The following is a 16,026-nucleotide window of genomic DNA, read 5'->3' on the forward strand; positions in this document are numbered from 1 at the left end:
GGGCGCGCCGGGCTCGTCACGGCATGCCGAACTGGTCGGTTGTCGATACGGTGTGGGCGCGATCTTAGGGAAGGAGAATCGTGGTCGATTCCCAGAGCACGCCGGCCCGCCAGCGGCCATCCATTGTGTCGATTTCCAGTTACCTGCTCTTCCTGTTCCTGGCGTTGCAGGTGATCAGTCTGATCATCTCGCTCAGCACCTTCGGCAAGACGCGTGACGCGCTCCGTGACGCGTACGCGGGCAGCTCCACCGACGGTGAACAGGTGGCCGACGTCTTCGTCGCCGTCGGCATCGGCAGCAGCGTGCTGCTGCTGTTGCTCGCGGTCGTGCTGGGCGTGCTGGCCCTGTTCAACAACCAGGGCCGCAACGGCGCCCGGATCACCACCTGGATCGTCGGCGGCATCATGGTCTGCTGCGTGGGCGGTGGCCTGCTGAGCAACGCGGCCGGCGGTTTCAACACCGGTGGCGGGACCGGCGGCGACGGCCCGAGCCCGGAGGAGATCCAGCGCCGGCTGGAGGAGGCTCTGCCCTCCTGGGTCACCCCGGTCAGCCTCGTACTCGGCGTGCTCAGCCTGATCGCGCTGATCACGGCGCTGATCCTGCTGGCGCTGCCGAAGGCGAACCCGTTCTTCCGCAAGCCCGCCGCGGGCTGGGAGCCGCCCACCCCGGGTGCCAGCTACCCGCAGGCACCGGGTTACCCGCAGGCATCCGGCGAACCGGGTTATCCGTCGAGTGGGGAGCCGAGCTACCCGCCGCCGGCGACGGACCGGCCGGACGACACGCCGCCCACGGATCGGCCCGGGTCGACCCCGCCGTCGACGAGCTGACGGCGCGGGTCGCCCCCGCCGTCGACGAGCTGACGGCTCGATAAGCACGACGCCGACGATCCCTCCGAGTAGGTTGCAACCCGACGCCTACCGGAGGGATTCGTCGTGTCGTACCCCGAATCGGCACCGGCCCGCCGGCCCGCCGCCGTCCTGTCCGCCGCGACCGTGCTGTTGGTGATGGCGGTCGCCGCGCTCGCGTACGCGGTGGTCGACCTGGTGGTGCTGGGTGGAACGGTCGACGCGTTCCGCGCCGCCGCCCGGGACACCTCGGCGACCCCGCAAGAGATCGACGACGTGGTGACGCTGCTCCGCGCGTCCGCGGTGCTGTCGGCGGTGGTGGCGGTGCTCTCCGCCCCGGTCCTCGCTGGGCTGGCCCTCGGGCTGTTGTCCGGCCGCAACGGCGTGCGGGTGGCCACCTGGGTGGTCAGCGGGCTCGGTCTGCTCGCCGGCTGTTGCAGCGTGGCAGTGGTGGTCGGCGAACGGGCCGCGCCACTACGACTGGGCTCCGGCGAGCAGGCACTCGCCGAGTTGCTGGGCCTGATCGGCGACGCGTACCCGTCCTGGTGGATCCCGCTCAACGCCGGGCTTTCCGTCGCGCAGGGGCTCGGTTACCTTGTAGTAGCTGCGCTGCTGGCGCTGCCCGCCACGAACAGCTGGTTCGGTCGCCACCGCTGGGCCGCGCCTACCGCGCCGCCCGCGTTCACGCCCGCCCCGCACCAGCCCCCGTCGGCGCCGCCGGCATCCCCGTACCCGCCCAGGTGAGGACCGCCCCGTGACGCTCGACCCCACCACCGCCGAGCGCCGAGCCCTGGTCACCGGGGCCACCGCCGGCATCGGCGCGGCGTTCGCCCGGCGGCTGGCCACCGACGGCTGGCATCTGGTGCTCGTCGCCCGCGACGCGACCCGATTGGCGCAGTTGGCCACCGAGCTGGGTTCCACGTACGGCCGCGAGGTGGAGACCATCCCGGCCGATCTGTCCACCGACGACGGCTGCGCCACCGTGGAGCAGCGGATCGCCGACGGCAGCCCGGTGCACCTGCTGGTCAACAATGCGGGGATCAGCCTGAACAAACCGTTCCTGCGCTCCACCGCCGAGGACGAGGCGCGGCTGTTGCGGCTCAACGTCCACGCCGTCATGCGGCTGACCCTGGCGGCGCTGCGACCGATGACCGAACGACGAAATGGGGCAGTGATAAATGTCTCTTCGGTCGCGGGTTTCGGCACGGCGATGCCCGGATCGACGTACTCGGCCAGCAAGGCGTGGGTCACCAACTTCAGTGAATCCGTCGGCCAGTCGGCGCGGCCGTTCGGCGTAAAGGTGATGGCCCTCTGCCCCGGCTACACCCGCACCGAGTTCCACCAGCGGGCCGGCATCAACATGTCCAAGACGCCGGAGTGGCTGTGGCTACGGGCCGAGGATGTGGTCGACGAAGCACTGCGTGACCTGCGCAAAGGCAAGCTGGTCAGCATTCCGGCGTGGAAGTACAAGGTGGTCGTCGCCGGTATGCGGCACGCGCCGCGGCGGCTGCTGGAGGCGGTCGCCCGCGACACCCGCGGCCGGATCGGTCGCGACGAGCGCTGAGCGTCGACCGGCCCGTCGACCCAGTTCGGGCGGTGCGCCCCCGTTGGCGCGCCGCTGTCAGGCCAGTCGCTGAGCGTAGTCGAACATCGCCAATCATCGGTTTTCCCCGGGGCTGATCAGGGTGGACCCCGCACACGGCGTTCAGACTTGCGCAGTAACCTCTATCGCCATGGGGGACCACGACGACCTGCGTAAATTCATTACCGACCTGGCTGTGGTGCACGGACGGGTCGTGCTCTCGTCGGGGCGCGAAGCAGACTGGTACGTGGATCTGCGGCGCGTCACGCTCCATCACCGGGCCGCTCCTCTGGTCGGCCGGGTGCTGCTCGACCTCACCGCCGACTGGGAGTTCGATGCTGTCGGGGGCCTCACCCTGGGCGCGGACCCTGTCGCGCTCTCGATGCTGCACGCCGCCGCTCCGACCGGCCGGGCCCTGGACGCCTTCGTGGTGCGCAAGGCGGGCAAGGCACACGGTCTGCAGCGACGGATCGAGGGCCCGGAGGTGGCCGGCCGCCGGGTGTTGGCGGTGGAGGACACGTCCACGACAGGCGGAAGTGTTTTGACCGCTGTCGAGGCGCTTCGCGAGGCCGGGGCGGAAGTCGTGGGCGTGGTGGTTATTGTTGATCGAGGCGCCGGCGACGCGGTGCGAGCCGCCGGATTGCCGTACCGGGCGGCCTATACGTTGGCTGACCTCGGCCTTGTGGCGTAAAAGTCTGCCGATTCGGATCTGCTGATATGCAGGCGGATCGATGCTGCTGGTGGAAGGATGGAATACGTGGGAACTGCGTTGGCCGAAATGACTATGCCTCAGATCTCGCCGCTAAACGGCGAGCCGATCGAACGTGCCGATGCCGAGCGTCTTGCCGGGGTCCTCAAGGCCCTTGCTGATCCTGCTCGGTTGCGGCTGCTCAGCCTGATCCAGTCGGCCCCAGAGGGCGAGGCGTGCGTCTGTGACCTGACGGCGCCGCTCGGCCTCTCTCAGCCGACGGTCAGTCACCACCTGCGTATCCTCACCGAGGCTGGCTTGTTGCAGCGGGAGAAGCGCGGTGTCTGGGCGTACTACAGCTTGGTCCCGAGTGCGATCGCGACGATCGCCGACCTGCTGACCCCGCCGCGTAAGCGAGCCACCAAGAAGGCTCGCTGACGTAGGCACCAACCGCCGTCCCGAGCCGGGACGGTATCCGGTGGCGAGCCAGGGGTGGCGCCACCGGTGGGTGACACCTGCTCGTCCCCGGTCGCACCACCGGAGGCCGGGTACGACCTGCCGACGGCCGACCCCCTTCCCAGGGGGCCGGCCGTCGTCGTCGTGATCCTCAGCGGTCCTGACCGTGCTCGGGACGCTGACGGCCGTGCTGGTGCCGGTCGTGGTCGAACGACTCGCGGGCCGCCTCCACGGCGCCGGCGGCACTGGCGGCGGCGACCACGGCGACCGCCTCGCCGCGCTTGCGAGCCCGCCGGTCGCGTAGGAACTCGAAGAAGATCGGCAGCACCGAGATCAGGATGATCAGGGCCACCACCGGCAGGATGTAGCGGTCGATCTTGTCGCCGATGGCCTCGTAGATCTGCTCGGCCAGCAGATAGCCGATCAGCAGGATGCCGTCCACCCAGAGCACCGCGCCGACGATGTTCCACAGCAGGAACTTGCGGGCCGGCATGCCGAGCGCGCCCGCGACCGGGTTGAGGAACGTCCGGACGATCGGAATGAAACGCGCCAGCACGACGGCCTTCGCCGGGCCGAACTTCTGGAAGTAGTACTCGGCCTTCTCCACGTACTCCTTCTTGAAGAGCCGGGAGTTCGGTCGTTCGAACATCCGCCGGCCGTACCGCGCGCCGAGCCAGTGCCCCAGCTGGGCGCCGACGATCGCGCAGATCGGCCCGCCGATCAACAGGCCGGCGAGGGAGAGGCGGGTGCCGTCGCCGAAGATCGCGTCCGCCACCGGCGACGAGGCGACCCCGGCGAGGAACAGCAGCGAGTCGCCGGGGAAGAAGAACCCCACCAGCAGGCCGGTCTCGGCGAAGAGGATCACCCACACACCGATCAGCCCGAAGGTCTGCAACAGATCCTTGGGATCGAGCGGGTTCAGGGCGACGCTCTCCACGAGAGCGCGGGTCTTCTCAGCTGTGTCCACGGCCACAAAGGGTACCGAAGGCCAGGGTCCCGGCCGCGCCGGACCGGGCCCTCGCCACCCGCCCGCGTCACGCGCCGCAACGACGGTGCCCCGCCGACCGGGCTGGTCGGCGGGGCACCGGTGGTGCGGTACGGGTCAGGCGACGAAGCGGGTCCGGCGGCGCTTGGCCACCAGGTAGCCGCCGACGCCCGCGACGAGCAGCAGCGCGCCGAGGCCGGCGATCAGACCGGTGGACTGACCGGTGATCGGCAGCGAGCCGCCATCCTCGTCACCGCCGCCACCGCCCGTGCCGCCGGCCGCGTTCACCAGGATCTTGGCGACGTCGTTGGCCGGCTTCAGGTCCTCGGTGAAGCCCTCGCACTCGCACTTGGCGTTGATGGTGACGGTGCCCGCCGCGTTCGCGATCACCTTGTCGATCCGGAAGTCGATGTCGACCGTCTGCTCCTCACCGACACCGATGAAGATGTCCGGGTAGCAGCGGTAGAGCTTCGCGCCCGGCGTGCCGGCGTTCTCCCAATCCTGCTCGTCACCGTTGAGCGGTGCGCAGAAGTCGGGGACCTCGACGGCGGTGGTGCCCTCCGGAACGGCGATGTCGATCTTGGTGACCGGGCTGCCCATGCGACCGAAGTCCAGCGCGGCCGGGCCGTCGTTGCGGACTCCGAGGGTGGCGGTGACCACGTCGCCGGCCTTGCCGGTCAGCTGGTCGCCGACCGCCACGAGGTCCGTGCCGTTCTTGCCGGTGACCTCGACGGTCATGCCGGACCAGTTGTTCATCGGGTCGGTGTCGGCCTGGAAGCCCAGCGCCGCCACCTTGGACGGGGCCTTCGGAAGGCTCAGCACCGGGCCGTTGCCGGGCTGCCCTGCCGAGATGCCCCCAGCCTCGAGGTAGGCGCTGAAGTCCTCGAACTCGGCGACCGTCATCCAGTTGTAGTAGCCGTACTCCCGGCCCGGCGCGTAGGTGTCCTTGCCGAGCGTGTAGGGCAGCGGCACCGAGCGAGCCTCGCCAGCGGCGGTCACCTCGGAGAAGGTGCAGGTCCGCAGGTGACCGTCCTCGTAGGTGCAGTTGCTGTACTGCGTCTCGGGGCGGATCGCGTAGTCCAGGTCGAAGACCGCGACCGCACCCTTGGCGTCGGTCTTGCCGGCGTTGCTGAGCGTGAGCGGGGCGCTGAACTTGCCGCCGGGGGTGGAGGACAGCTTGGCTTCCTCGCCCGGAGCGGCCAGGTCGACGCCCTCGCCGATCCGCAGCTTGGCCGTGTGGCTGGCCGGGGCGAGGCCCTCGGCGCTGACCGTGACCTTGAGGTTGCCGGTGTCACCGTCGCCAGCCTTGGCGGTCGGCGTCATGGCCACGTTGAAGAGGCCGCCGAAGGCCCACTCCTCGAGACCGATCTCGAACGGGTCGGTGCAGACCAGTACGCCGGCCTCCGGCGACTGGCACTCGGGGCTCGCCGAGTCGGGCTTGACCTGGACGACACCGTCGAGGTCCCGGTAGTCGTACGTCACCGTCAGGCCCTCGACCACCACCGGCTCGGAGGCGAACAGCAGGGGAGAGTCGATCTTGCCTTCGGAACCGGCGGCAAGCGTGGTGTCGCTGAAGTAGACGCCCAGTTCGATGGGCGCCTCCTCGGCGTTGGCCGGGCTGGCGGAGGCGGCGACGATCGCGCCTGCTACGCCCAGTCCGGCGAGCCAGCGCCGGGTGGATTGGGTGAGCATGAGGGGGTTTCCTCCAGTTGGGGGATCAGGTGGAGCCTGCGGATCTTAAGGAAGCCTTAAGGCGGCTTGCAGCCCCGGAAGCCGCCCACCTGGCAAGACGAACCGAAAGGTTGATCAATGACCACCGCAACGTTCCGTCGGTCCGTCTCCGTCATCTGTGGCAGGAGCCCCCGGGAGGTGCAGTGACGTACGAGGAGTTCGCGGACACGCGGCTGACCCCGCTACTGCGGTATGCGGTGATGCTCACCGGCGATCCGCACCAGGCACAGGACCTGGTGCAGGAGACCATGGTCCGGGTCCAGCTGAACTGGCGCCGGGTCGCCCGGGCGGACTCACCGGAGCGTTACGTACGCCGGATGCTCACCAACCAGTTCGTCGACTGGCGGCGTGGCTCGTGGGTCCGCCGGGTGCTGCTGCGCGGAGAGCCCGACGTGTCCGTGCCGGTGCTTACCGACCATGCCCAGTCCGCGGTGGAGCGGGACCAGATCTGGTCCTGGCTGTCCCGGTTGCCGCGTCGGCAGCGGGCCGCCCTGGTGCTGCGCTACTACGAAGACCTGCCCGACGCCGAGATCGCCGACCTCCTCGGCTGCGCCGTCGGGACCGTCCGTTCGTCCATCTCCCGAGCCCTGGCCACGCTCCGGGCCGAATACGTGGAGGCGTGAACATGATCGAGGACGACCTGCGTGCCGCGTTTCTCCGGCACGAGCCGCTGACTCCGTCGCCGGGCCCGCTACGGGCCACGATCGACCGGCTCGCCTCCATCCGCCGTCGCCGCCGACAGCGGTTCCAGGCCGCCGGCGTCACGCTCGCCCTGCTCGGCGCGCTCGGAGTCGGCGTGCCGCAGCTGCGCCCCGACCGTCCGGCAGTGGACTCCACGGTGTCCGGTCAACCGACCGGCTCGCCGACCGGGGCGTTGAACGTCCTGCTGCTCGGCGTGGACGGCTCGGGCGCCGAACCGCCGTACCGGTTGGCGGACTCCATCCTGCTGGTGCACATCCCGGCCGACCGGAGCCGGCCGTACCTCATCTCGTTGCCGCGCGATCTGGAGGTGTCGATTCCCGGCCGGGGGGTCGACAAGCTCAACAGCGCGTTCCACACCGGCTCCGGGGAGCCCCGGCCCGACCTGGACGCCGGCTACGACCAGGTCCGCCGGTTGGTCGCCGACCTGACCGGGGTACGCGTCGACGCCGGCGCGGTGCTGACCTTCGCGGGGCTACGCCGGATCACCGAGGCCGTCGACGGGGTGGAGGTCTGCCTGCCGGATGAGGTCCGGTCCTGGCACACCCGACGGGTCTTCCCGGCCGGGTGTCAGCGGCTCGACGGGGCTGCCTCCGTCGACCTGCTGCGGCAACGGCGGTACCTGCCGGACGGGACATTCGACCGGGACCGTAACGCCCAGCGTTATGTCGACGGGCTGATCCGACGGGTGGTCGCGCGGGACGTGCTGACCAACCCGGTGCGGCTGGCCGCGTTGTTGTCGGCCGCCGGTGAGGATCTGACGGTCGACGACGATGGCCTCCCACTGACCAAGCTGGTGGCGGTGCTACCCGAGCTGAAGAGTGTCGAGCCGGTGGGGCTCAGTCTCCCGGTCGGCCCGCCGGTGGGCAGCTCTGCCCGGCTGCCGCTGGACCAGAGGCAGAGCCCGGCGTTCCTCGCCGCGCTGAGCGAGGATCGGTTGGCGCAGTGGGTGGCGCAGCACCCGGAGCAGGTCAACCGCGTCCGGTGAGGTACGCGTAGTCCTGACCCGCTGAGCTGCGGCGGACGCGACGACGCCCCGCCGGCCGGGTACGGCCCGGCGGGGCGCCGGTCCGGCGGGTGGTCAGCCGCCGACGTGGGTGGTCCGACGCCGGGCGAGCAGGTAGCTGCTGACGCCGGCCACGAGCAGCAGGCCGCCGATGCCGGCGATCACGCCGGTGGGGGCTCCGGTGATGGGCAGCGAACCACCGCCACCGCTGCCTCCACCCTCTTCACCCTCGCCGCCACCGTTGCCCTGGGGCGCGTTGACCACGATGGTGGCCCTGTCGTTGGCCGGTTTGGTGTCGTCCCGGAAGCCGCCGCCGCCGGGGCACTCGCACGGCGCGTTGACCCGCACCGCGCCCCGGGCGTTGGGAATGACCTTGTCGATGCGCAGCCGGAACTTCAGGGTGTAGCTCTGCCCGGCCACCAGGCGCATCTCCGAGGCGCACAGGTACGTGCGGGTGGTGTCCTGCCGCAACCAGCAGTTGTCGGGAACCTCGACGGCGGTGGTGCCCGGCGGTAGCTCGACGTCGGTGTGGGTGGCGGCCTCGAAGTCTCCGTTCGTTCCGTCGAGCGTCGCCGGGCCGTTGTTCCGGAAGCCGACGGTCGCCGTGACGACGGCGCCGGCCCCGCCCTTGAGCGTGGCGCCGATCGCCGCGAGGTCGGTGCCGTTCTTGCCGGTGGCCTTGATGATCCACCCGGTGTAGTCGTAGCCCGGGCCGACGTCGGTCTGGTCCGCCTGCCGCGCCGTGGCGGGTGCCTCAGCCAGAGTCAGTTTCGCGCCGCCGCCGGGGGTGGCCGCCCGTGCGCCGACGGCCGCCCGCACCCGGGTCAGGTCCTCGAAGTCGGCAATGGTCATGAACTGGGCGTAGCCGGAGTGGTTGGCCGGCGCGTAGGTGTCCTTGGCGAATTCGAGGTTCAGCGTGGTGGCGAGCCCGGTGCCCACCGGGATGTCCTCGTCGAACTGGCAGGAGACCAGGTGGTCGTCGGAGTAGCGGCAGTTGCTGAACCGGTCCTTGGTCCTGATCGAGTAGGGCAGGTCGAAGACCGCGACGAATCCGTTGACGGTCTTGTCGCCGGCGTTGGCCACGACCAGCGGCACCGTGAACTTCGCACCCGGCTTGGCGGAGAAGTCGGTGAACGGCCCCCCGGCCAGGTCGACCCCCTCACCGACCCGGACGCGTGAGGTGTAGCTGCCGCGCCGCCCGCCGGCGGCCTGGAAGCTGACGGCGACGTCCCCGGAGTCGCCGAGCTGCGCGTCTTCGGTGAGGCCGAGGCGCACCTGTTTGGTCACGTTGCGGTAGATCCCGCTGCCCAGAGGGGGCAGCTCGTTGAGGGCGACGTCGAAGGGCTCCGTGCAGACGAGAACGCCCGGCTCCGGCGCGGCGCACTCCTGGCCATCGGCAGAGGTCACGGTGATCTTGTTGGCCAGGGAGCGGTAGTCGTACCGCACGGTGACGTCGGTGAGGACTGTCGGCTCTCCGGCGTACAGGAACATTGCGCGGGTGGTCCCCGTCGAGCCGATGGCCAGGGTGCTGTCCTGGAAATAGGGCTCGACTGTGGGTGCGGCGACGGCGGGGGTGGCCGAGGCGGCGACCAGCGCGCCTGCGGCGCCGAGCCCGGTCAGCCAGCGGAGCGAGTGCTTGAGCATGGGTCCTCCCGTGGGGTGCAGGTGGCGCTCGTCCAACCTAGGGAGGCCCCGGCTCCTCCGGTAACCCTTTGGGATCGACATTTGTCTAATGGCCCGAACGGCTGACCACCTCTGTCGCAACGGGCAGCCGACCCTGCGGCGGGTCAGCGGTAGTCGTCCTCGTCCCCGGTGACCACCCGGGCCTGCTCCATCGCGTCCCAGTCGTCGACCTCCAGGCCGCGGTGCGGCTCACCATCGACGTCGGCGGGACCGGCGAGGGTGGCCTGCTCGACCGCGTCCGCCGGGTCCGCCTCGGGGTCGCGCTCGTGGGGCGCGAGGTGGTCGCCGGGGGTGAAGTCCTCGTCGGGCTGACCCATCGTCCCTCCCGGGGTCTCGGGGCACGGTTCCCACCCACCGTACGGGCTGTGCGGGCGTACCGCCCGAAAGCGGAGTAGGCGGAATCAGCCCTCGACGACGCGGCCCGATGCCAGGATGGTGTCGTGGGCTTCCTCATCCGGCTGGTGATCACCGCGGTCGCGTTGTGGATAACCACGCTGATCGTGCCCGGGGTGGACGTGCACGGCCGCTCGGGTGGCAACACCGTCCTCACCCTGATCGTGGTGGCGCTGATCTTCGGCGTGATCAACGCGTTGCTCAAGCCGGTGATCCGGGTCGTCGGCTGCGTGTTCTACCTGCTGACGCTGGGCCTGTTCGCGTTGGTGGTCAACGCGTTGCTGTTCCTGCTCACCGAACGCATCGCCCGCGGGCTCGACCTGCCGTTCCAGGTGGACGGCTTCTGGCCGGCGTTCTGGGGAGCCATCGTGATGACCGTGGTCACCTGGCTGATCAGTGTCGTCGTGCCGGACAACCTGGATCGACGGTGAACGGCTCGCACCCGGGTCGGTTGTTCCGGCGCACCCCACCTACGGGATACTTCGGGTCGGAGGACAGCGCGGTCCGGCGCACAAATGAAGAACAGCGGCCAGCAGGCCGAGAGTGGTAAGTAAGGAGCGCATCACATGCCCATCGCTTCCCCCGAGGCTTACGCGGAGATGCTGGACCGCGCCAAGGCTGGCCGGTACGCGTACCCCGCAATCAACGTGACCTCCTCCCAGACGCTGAACGCGGCGCTCAAGGGCTTCGCCGACGCGGAGAGCGACGGCATCATCCAGGTCTCCACCGGTGGCGCCGAGTACCTCTCCGGTCCCTCGATCAAGGACATGGTCACCGGCGCGGTGGCGTTCGCCGCGTACGCGCACGAGGTGGCCAAGAAGTACTCGGTCAACATCGCCCTGCACACCGACCACTGCCCGAAGGACAAGCTGGACAAGTTCGTCCGTCCGCTGATGGGCATCTCGCAGGAGCGGGTGAAGCGCGGCGAGGAGCCGCTGTACCAGTCGCACATGTGGGACGGCTCGGCCGTGCCGGTCGCGGAGAACCTGCAGATCGCCGCGCAGCTGCTCGACGAGGCCGCCAAGGCCAAGATCGTCCTTGAGATCGAGGTCGGTGTCGTCGGTGGCGAGGAGGACGGCGTCGAGAACGCCATCAACGACAAGCTCTACACCACGACCGAGGACGGCCTGGCCATGGTCGAGGCACTCGGCCTCGGCGAGAAGGGCCGCTACATGGCGGCGCTGACCTTCGGCAACGTGCACGGCGTCTACAAGCCGGGCAACGTCAAGCTCCGTCCGGAGATCCTCAACCAGATCCAGGAGGCGGTCGGCGCCAAGTACGGCAAGGACAAGCCGCTCAGCCTGGTCTTCCACGGCGGCTCGGGCTCCCTGCTGAGCGAGATCCGCGAGGCTCTGGACTACGGCGTGGTGAAGATGAACATCGACACCGACACCCAGTACGCCTTCACCCGGCCCGTCGCGGACCACATGCTCCGCAACTACGACGGCGTGCTGAAGATCGACGGCGAGGTCGGCAACAAGAAGCAGTACGACCCGCGCGCCTGGGGCAAGGCCGCCGAGGCAGGCCTGGCCGCGCGGGTCGTCGAGGCGTGCGAGCACCTGCGCTCGACCGGCACCACGATGACCAAGTAACGACGTCCCACCGACGGCCGGCTCCCCACCCGGGGCGCCGGCCGTCGTCGTCACATCGTCAGCAGTCGTACCGCCTCGCGGACGTCGTCGGTCAGGTGGATCGTCGACGACAGGTCGCCGAACGGGGACGCGGCCAGCAGCGGACGCAGCAGCGCCTCCACCGGCAGTTCCGTGGTCCAGTAGGCGCGGTCCAGGAAGATGTACGCCCCGCTCGCGCCGTCGGTGCCGTAGTAGGTCTTCGTGGCCGCCTGGAACACCTCCTGCACCGTGCCCGCCCGCCCCGGCGCGAAGACGATGCCGCCCCGGGCGAGCCGCAGGATGGTGTCCTCCCGGATCGCGTTGGAGAAGTACTTCGCGATCCGCCCGGCAAACAGGTTCGCCGGCTCGTGTCCGTACAGCCAGGTCGGGATGGCCAGCCCACCGGCACGGGCCCAGCCCAGATCGTCGCCGCGCTGCCGGGGCACACCCGCGTACCGCTGGCGAACCGTCAGCGCGGTGGCCGTGTACCGGTGGTGGTCGGTGAAGTCGGGGGCGGTGGCCAGCAGGTCGATCGCCGTCGTCACGTCGGTCGCCGGCCGGTCCGCCAGGTAGGCGCCGAGGTTCGCGGCCTCCATCACGCCGGGGCCGCCACCGGTCACCACCAGCCGGTCGGCCCGCGCCAGCTCCCAACCCAGCACGGCCGCCATCCGGTACGCGGGACTGCCGCGGCGCACCGCGTGCCCACCCATGATGCCCACCACCGACTGCGGCCCGTACGCCGCCAGCCAGACCCGGGTGGCGTCAGCCAGCGCGTTGTCCACGCCATGGTCGTGCAGCCGCTGACCCAGCGCCTCCTTGACGTCCGGCAGCGCGCCGCCGTGCGCCCGGTAGTGGTCGTACACCCGGGTGTCGTACATCCCGCTGAACCCACCCTCGGCGAACCCGGCGGCCAGGTCGTCAGGGGTGTAGAGGTGCGTCGGCTGGGTCGGGTACGGCAGCCCGGAGAACGGCGGCACCACGTTCGCGCCGCGTCGGACCAGGTCGGCGCCCACGTCCCGGGACGCGAACCGGCAACCGACGAAGAGGGTGCCGGCCACGTCGACACCCGTCAGGTCGGGCAGCGGCGCGAGGTCGAGCCGCAGGCCCTGCACGGTCAGCCCGGTCAGCCGGCCGGTGGCCAGTTGCTGATCGAACTCGGCCCGGGTCTGGATCTCGCCGGCGTGCAGGTGCGGCTCGATGACGTCCGCGGGAGGTGGGGTCGGCACCGGGCCATCCTGCCCCTCTGCCGGGGCCAGCCAAACCTCGGGCCGGGTCGGAACGGACAGGAGCCCGGTGGTCGTGGCCACCGGGCTCCCGCATTACCGGTTCCTGGGGAGGCTCCGGACCATTAGTTGTAATGGAAAACACCAGGCTGCGGCATAGGCCGCAGGCGTGACCAACTCCTCAGCCGTTCAGCGGAACGCGTCGGCCGACCCGCTCGCGTGTCGCCCTGTTGAGCGGGTTGAATGGGGCGATGCAGAACCTTTTGCCAGAGCCACCGGCCACCCGCCTGCCCGCGAACGACGAGGCCGACGCCGCCCTGGCCGCCGCCAACGAGGCCGGCACCGATGAGGCGTACGCCAACGTGGCCGCCGGTTACCCGACCTACAGCGCGGCCTGGGCGGAGCTCGGGGCGCGGGCGTTCGCGCAGGGCCAGGTGGTGACGGCGTACGCGTACGCCCGCACCGGCTACCACCGGGGCCTCGACCAGCTGCGCCGCAGTGGGTGGAAGGGCCACGGCCCGGTGCCCTGGTCACACGAGCCCAACCAGGGCTTCCTCCGCTGCCTGTACGTGCTGTCCCGTGCCGCCGACGAGATCGGCGAGGCCGACGAGGCGGCGCGCTGTGCCCAGTTCCTGCGCGACTGCGACCCGGCCGCGGCGGACGCGCTGGCGAGCAACTGACCCCACGCCGACGGCCGGCCCGACACCGGGCCGGCCGTCGGCGGGTTACAACCCTTCGGCGACCGCGGCGGCGATCTTCAGCCAGGCGTCCCGGGTGGCCGAGGACAGCCCGCCGTACCGGATCGGCTCGCCGCTGTCGATGAGCCGCTCGTACGGCGCCAGCAGCACCGCCCGGGTGCGGGCCGCGAAGTGCTCCTGGATGGCCGGCAGGTCGATCTCCTTGCGGGACGGCGGCATCGACACCACCGTCACGGCCTGCCGGACCAGCCGTTGCCGGCCGCTCTGCTCCAGGTGGTCGAGCATCCGGGCGGCGGTCTCCGCCGAGTCGTTCCGGGCCGACATGGTGACCACCAGCTGGTCGGTGGCATCCATCGACGCCTGCCAGTTCTGCGCCCGGACGTTGTTCCCGGTGTCCACGAAGATCAACTTGTAGAACCGGCTGACCACCTCACGGATCTCGGCGAACGCGGCGGCGGTCAACATCTCGCCACCGGTGGCCGACTCGTCCGAGGCCAGGACGTCGAACATCCCCTCGCCCTGCGAGCGGACGTACTGCGACAGGTCGCCGACCCGCCCGTGCGCGCCCTGGAACTGCCCGAGGTCGCGCAGCATGTCCCGCACCGTGCGGGAGTGGAAGTCCTGTTGGGCGCGCATCCCCAGGGTGCCCTGGGTCTCGTTGTTGTCCCAGGCCAGCACGTAGCCACCGCGCTTCTGACCGAACGTCATCGCGAGCAGCAGGATGGCCACCGTCTTGCCGGCGCCGCCCTTCGGGTTGACCACGGTCACCTGCCGCAGACCACCGAAGTTGCGGCGCACCATCTCGATGTCCCGCTTGAGCTCCTGCTCGTGTCGCCCCGGCGAGAGCCGGAGCAGGCCCATCTTGTTGACCACCGCGCGGACACCCATGGTCGCCACCGGGTCGGCGGGCCGGACCTGGCGGCGGCGGGCGAAGTCCTCGGCGGTCGGCGCGGCGGGTGCCTCCGGTGTCCAGCTCGCGTCCGGATAACCGGTGGCGTCCGGGTACGCGGTGCCCGGCACCCGGGTCACCCCGTCGGCCTCCTGATACGGCTGCCCAGGGGTGGCGCCGGGCGCGCCCTGCTGCCACGGCGGTGGATACCAACCCGGTGCGGGCGGGAACGGCCCCGGCGGTGGGGTCGTCGGCCCGGCCTGCGGCGGAACGTGCTGCGGCGCGGCGTGAGCCGGCGGCGGGTTGCCGAACTGCGTCAGATCCGGCGGAGGCGGAATCTGCTCCGGGCCCGCCTGCCCGGGAATGGCCGGGGCGAACGGCTGCCCGGGGTGCGCCGGCGCCGGGCCGACGTGTGGGACGACCGGGTGCGGCGGCGGGGGCGGGATCGGAGGCGTTACGGCGGTCTCGTCCGGTGCGGCTGCCCCGGCCGGACGTTGCGGCGGATAAGCCCACGGCGACTCGGCGACCGGCCGGGCCGGTGCGCCGGTGGACCCGTCCGACCCCGGCCCACCAGCCCGCGCCGCCGGGCCGGCCGCTGCGGGGTCCGCTGCGGAGGAGTCCGCCGGCGCGCGTCCGGCCGCCGGCGAATCGTCGGCGGCCCCGGCGGCGCTGTCGGCGGGCGCGGGTTGGCCGGTAGGCCCGGCGGGCCTGGCGGGGTTGTCGGCGGGCGCGGACCGGTCGGTGCTTGCGGCTGCGGCAGGTTGGTCCAGGGTGAACGGCAGGTCCAGATCGACGCCGCCCGCGACGGCCGGCGCGCCGGCCGGACCTACGTCGCCGGTCTGCGCCACCTCGCCCGCCCTGCTCGCGGCGCTGGTCGCGGCCGGTCGGCTGTCCGGGCGCGCGGGGGCGCCGGGTGGTGTCGTGGCAGAGCGGGTTCCGATCCCGCCCGACGCGCCGCTGTTTCCGGGCGCGCCCGGCGTGGGTGCGCTCGGCTGCCCGCCCGACGCGCCGCTGTTTCCGGGCGCGCCCGGCGTCGGTGGCGTCGGCTGCCCGCTCGTCGTGGGCGGCGGTGACGCGGCGGCCGGATCGGTCGGCGGCGGCCAACTCGGCCGGGCCGGCGCCCAACCCGATCCGGTGCCGGACGGGCCGCTGACCCCCCACCCTCCGGGGGCCGGAACGGCACCGGTGAGCGACGGGTAGTCCGCCGGCGAGGGCGGCGGCTGGGCCGCCGCGCCGGGCTGGCCGGGGACCGGAGGTCGACCGATCGGCGGCGCGGCCACCGGTGGCGTGGTGGTCGACGCTGCCGGACCACCCCGCTGCTCGGCGACCGCCGCCCAGGGGGGCACCGCCCCACCCGCGCCCCGGTCGCCCGGATCTGGCGGCCAGAGTGGTTCGATGTCCCGCTCCGGCACCGGCTGCTGGCCGGGCACCTGCGCCCGGTCGGCGTTCTCGTCCATTACGGCCCTCCCCAGTCCTCTTGCGAGGATAGGCCCATCCGCCCAGGAGGGCCGGTCGGCGCAGCCAGGTCGGCCGGTCGG

Annotated in this window: 16 protein-coding genes; 10 read left to right on the forward strand and 6 right to left on the reverse strand. The window is 71.3% G+C overall.

Features of this window, described 5'->3' with window-relative positions:
• Positions 1 to 80 precede the first annotated feature (80 nt).
• From AB0J33_RS01520 to AB0J33_RS01540, 5 genes are all read left to right on the forward strand, one after another.
• A complete protein-coding gene (locus AB0J33_RS01520) occupies positions 81 to 827 on the forward strand; it encodes a hypothetical protein (protein WP_363608717.1) in 747 nt (248 codons plus the stop codon).
• Between the two features lie 105 nt (positions 828 to 932).
• Entirely contained in the window at positions 933 to 1,589 is a 657-nt protein-coding gene (locus tag AB0J33_RS01525; RefSeq protein ID WP_363608719.1) for a hypothetical protein, read from the forward strand.
• 10 nt (positions 1,590 to 1,599) lie between these two features.
• Positions 1,600 to 2,409: an SDR family oxidoreductase gene (locus tag AB0J33_RS01530; RefSeq protein WP_363608721.1), complete on the forward strand. Its 810-nt coding sequence runs from the start codon at positions 1,600 to 1,602 to the stop codon at positions 2,407 to 2,409.
• Between the two features lie 169 nt (positions 2,410 to 2,578).
• Positions 2,579 to 3,118, forward strand: a complete 540-nt coding sequence (gene pyrE / locus AB0J33_RS01535) for an orotate phosphoribosyltransferase (protein WP_112586136.1) — start codon at positions 2,579 to 2,581, stop codon at positions 3,116 to 3,118.
• Between the two features lie 57 nt (positions 3,119 to 3,175).
• Positions 3,176 to 3,553, forward strand: coding sequence for a metalloregulator ArsR/SmtB family transcription factor (locus AB0J33_RS01540; protein ID WP_030332125.1), 378 nt, complete (start codon positions 3,176 to 3,178; stop codon positions 3,551 to 3,553).
• 169 nt (positions 3,554 to 3,722) lie between these two features.
• Here AB0J33_RS01540 and AB0J33_RS01545 read toward each other — a convergent pair whose 3' ends face one another.
• Positions 3,723 to 4,544, reverse strand: a complete 822-nt coding sequence (locus AB0J33_RS01545) for a DedA family protein (RefSeq protein ID WP_363608724.1) — start codon at positions 4,542 to 4,544, stop codon at positions 3,723 to 3,725.
• A gap of 129 nt (positions 4,545 to 4,673) precedes the next feature.
• Positions 4,674 to 6,248, reverse strand: coding sequence for an LPXTG cell wall anchor domain-containing protein (locus AB0J33_RS01550; protein WP_363608726.1), 1,575 nt, complete (start codon positions 6,246 to 6,248; stop codon positions 4,674 to 4,676).
• A gap of 182 nt (positions 6,249 to 6,430) precedes the next feature.
• On the opposite strand from AB0J33_RS01550, the gene AB0J33_RS01555 reads away from it, so the two are divergent.
• Together AB0J33_RS01555 and AB0J33_RS01560 are read left to right on the forward strand one after the other, a co-directional pair.
• On the forward strand, positions 6,431 to 6,910 hold the full coding sequence (locus tag AB0J33_RS01555) for a SigE family RNA polymerase sigma factor (RefSeq protein ID WP_363608728.1): 480 nt from the start codon (positions 6,431 to 6,433) through the stop codon (positions 6,908 to 6,910).
• 2 nt (positions 6,911 to 6,912) lie between these two features.
• The gene (locus AB0J33_RS01560) at positions 6,913 to 7,974 is read left to right on the forward strand and encodes an LCP family protein (protein WP_363608730.1); all 1,062 of its coding nucleotides are present in this window, start codon (positions 6,913 to 6,915) and stop codon (positions 7,972 to 7,974) included.
• Between the two features lie 93 nt (positions 7,975 to 8,067).
• Here AB0J33_RS01560 and AB0J33_RS01565 read toward each other — a convergent pair whose 3' ends face one another.
• Together AB0J33_RS01565 and AB0J33_RS01570 are read right to left on the reverse strand one after the other, a co-directional pair.
• Positions 8,068 to 9,636, reverse strand: a complete 1,569-nt coding sequence (locus AB0J33_RS01565) for an LPXTG cell wall anchor domain-containing protein (protein ID WP_363608732.1) — start codon at positions 9,634 to 9,636, stop codon at positions 8,068 to 8,070.
• Positions 9,637 to 9,779: 143 nt separating this feature from the next.
• Entirely contained in the window at positions 9,780 to 9,992 is a 213-nt protein-coding gene (locus tag AB0J33_RS01570) for a hypothetical protein (RefSeq protein ID WP_363608734.1), read from the reverse strand.
• Between the two features lie 123 nt (positions 9,993 to 10,115).
• On the opposite strand from AB0J33_RS01570, the gene AB0J33_RS01575 reads away from it, so the two are divergent.
• Together AB0J33_RS01575 and fbaA are read left to right on the forward strand one after the other, a co-directional pair.
• Positions 10,116 to 10,499, forward strand: a complete 384-nt coding sequence (locus AB0J33_RS01575; protein WP_363608736.1) for a phage holin family protein — start codon at positions 10,116 to 10,118, stop codon at positions 10,497 to 10,499.
• 135 nt (positions 10,500 to 10,634) lie between these two features.
• Positions 10,635 to 11,660 (forward strand): class II fructose-bisphosphate aldolase, encoded by a 1,026-nt coding sequence (gene fbaA / locus AB0J33_RS01580; protein ID WP_124771129.1) that lies wholly within the window; start codon positions 10,635 to 10,637, stop codon positions 11,658 to 11,660.
• A gap of 50 nt (positions 11,661 to 11,710) precedes the next feature.
• Here the strand turns inward: fbaA and AB0J33_RS01585 are convergent, their stop codons facing one another.
• On the reverse strand, positions 11,711 to 12,904 hold the full coding sequence (locus AB0J33_RS01585; RefSeq protein ID WP_363608739.1) for a hypothetical protein: 1,194 nt from the start codon (positions 12,902 to 12,904) through the stop codon (positions 11,711 to 11,713).
• Between the two features lie 248 nt (positions 12,905 to 13,152).
• On the opposite strand from AB0J33_RS01585, the gene AB0J33_RS01590 reads away from it, so the two are divergent.
• A complete protein-coding gene (locus tag AB0J33_RS01590; RefSeq protein ID WP_363608741.1) occupies positions 13,153 to 13,581 on the forward strand; it encodes a DUF3151 domain-containing protein in 429 nt (142 codons plus the stop codon).
• A 45-nt stretch (positions 13,582 to 13,626) separates the two neighbouring features.
• Here the strand turns inward: AB0J33_RS01590 and AB0J33_RS01595 are convergent, their stop codons facing one another.
• The gene (locus AB0J33_RS01595) at positions 13,627 to 15,945 is read right to left on the reverse strand and encodes a chromosome partitioning protein (protein WP_363608743.1); all 2,319 of its coding nucleotides are present in this window, start codon (positions 15,943 to 15,945) and stop codon (positions 13,627 to 13,629) included.
• Positions 15,946 to 16,026: the final 81 nt, after the last annotated feature.

The sequence above is a fragment of the Micromonospora sp. NPDC049645 genome, from assembly GCF_040675155.1.
Classification (GTDB): Bacteria; Actinomycetota; Actinomycetes; order Mycobacteriales; family Micromonosporaceae; genus Micromonospora.

Coding starts and splice junctions, on each gene's coding strand:
- pyrE (WP_112586136.1), top strand. CDS start 2,579: ATGGGGGACCACGACGACCTGCGTAAATTCATTACCGACCTGGCTGTG.
- AB0J33_RS01540 (WP_030332125.1), top strand. CDS start 3,176: ATGGAATACGTGGGAACTGCGTTGGCCGAAATGACTATGCCTCAGATC.
- AB0J33_RS01550 (WP_363608726.1), bottom strand. CDS start 6,248: ATGCTCACCCAATCCACCCGGCGCTGGCTCGCCGGACTGGGCGTAGCA.
- AB0J33_RS01560 (WP_363608730.1), top strand. CDS start 6,913: ATGATCGAGGACGACCTGCGTGCCGCGTTTCTCCGGCACGAGCCGCTG.
- AB0J33_RS01565 (WP_363608732.1), bottom strand. CDS start 9,636: ATGCTCAAGCACTCGCTCCGCTGGCTGACCGGGCTCGGCGCCGCAGGC.
- AB0J33_RS01570 (WP_363608734.1), bottom strand. CDS start 9,992: ATGGGTCAGCCCGACGAGGACTTCACCCCCGGCGACCACCTCGCGCCC.
- fbaA (WP_124771129.1), top strand. CDS start 10,635: ATGCCCATCGCTTCCCCCGAGGCTTACGCGGAGATGCTGGACCGCGCC.
- AB0J33_RS01590 (WP_363608741.1), top strand. CDS start 13,153: ATGCAGAACCTTTTGCCAGAGCCACCGGCCACCCGCCTGCCCGCGAAC.
- AB0J33_RS01595 (WP_363608743.1), bottom strand. CDS start 15,945: ATGGACGAGAACGCCGACCGGGCGCAGGTGCCCGGCCAGCAGCCGGTG.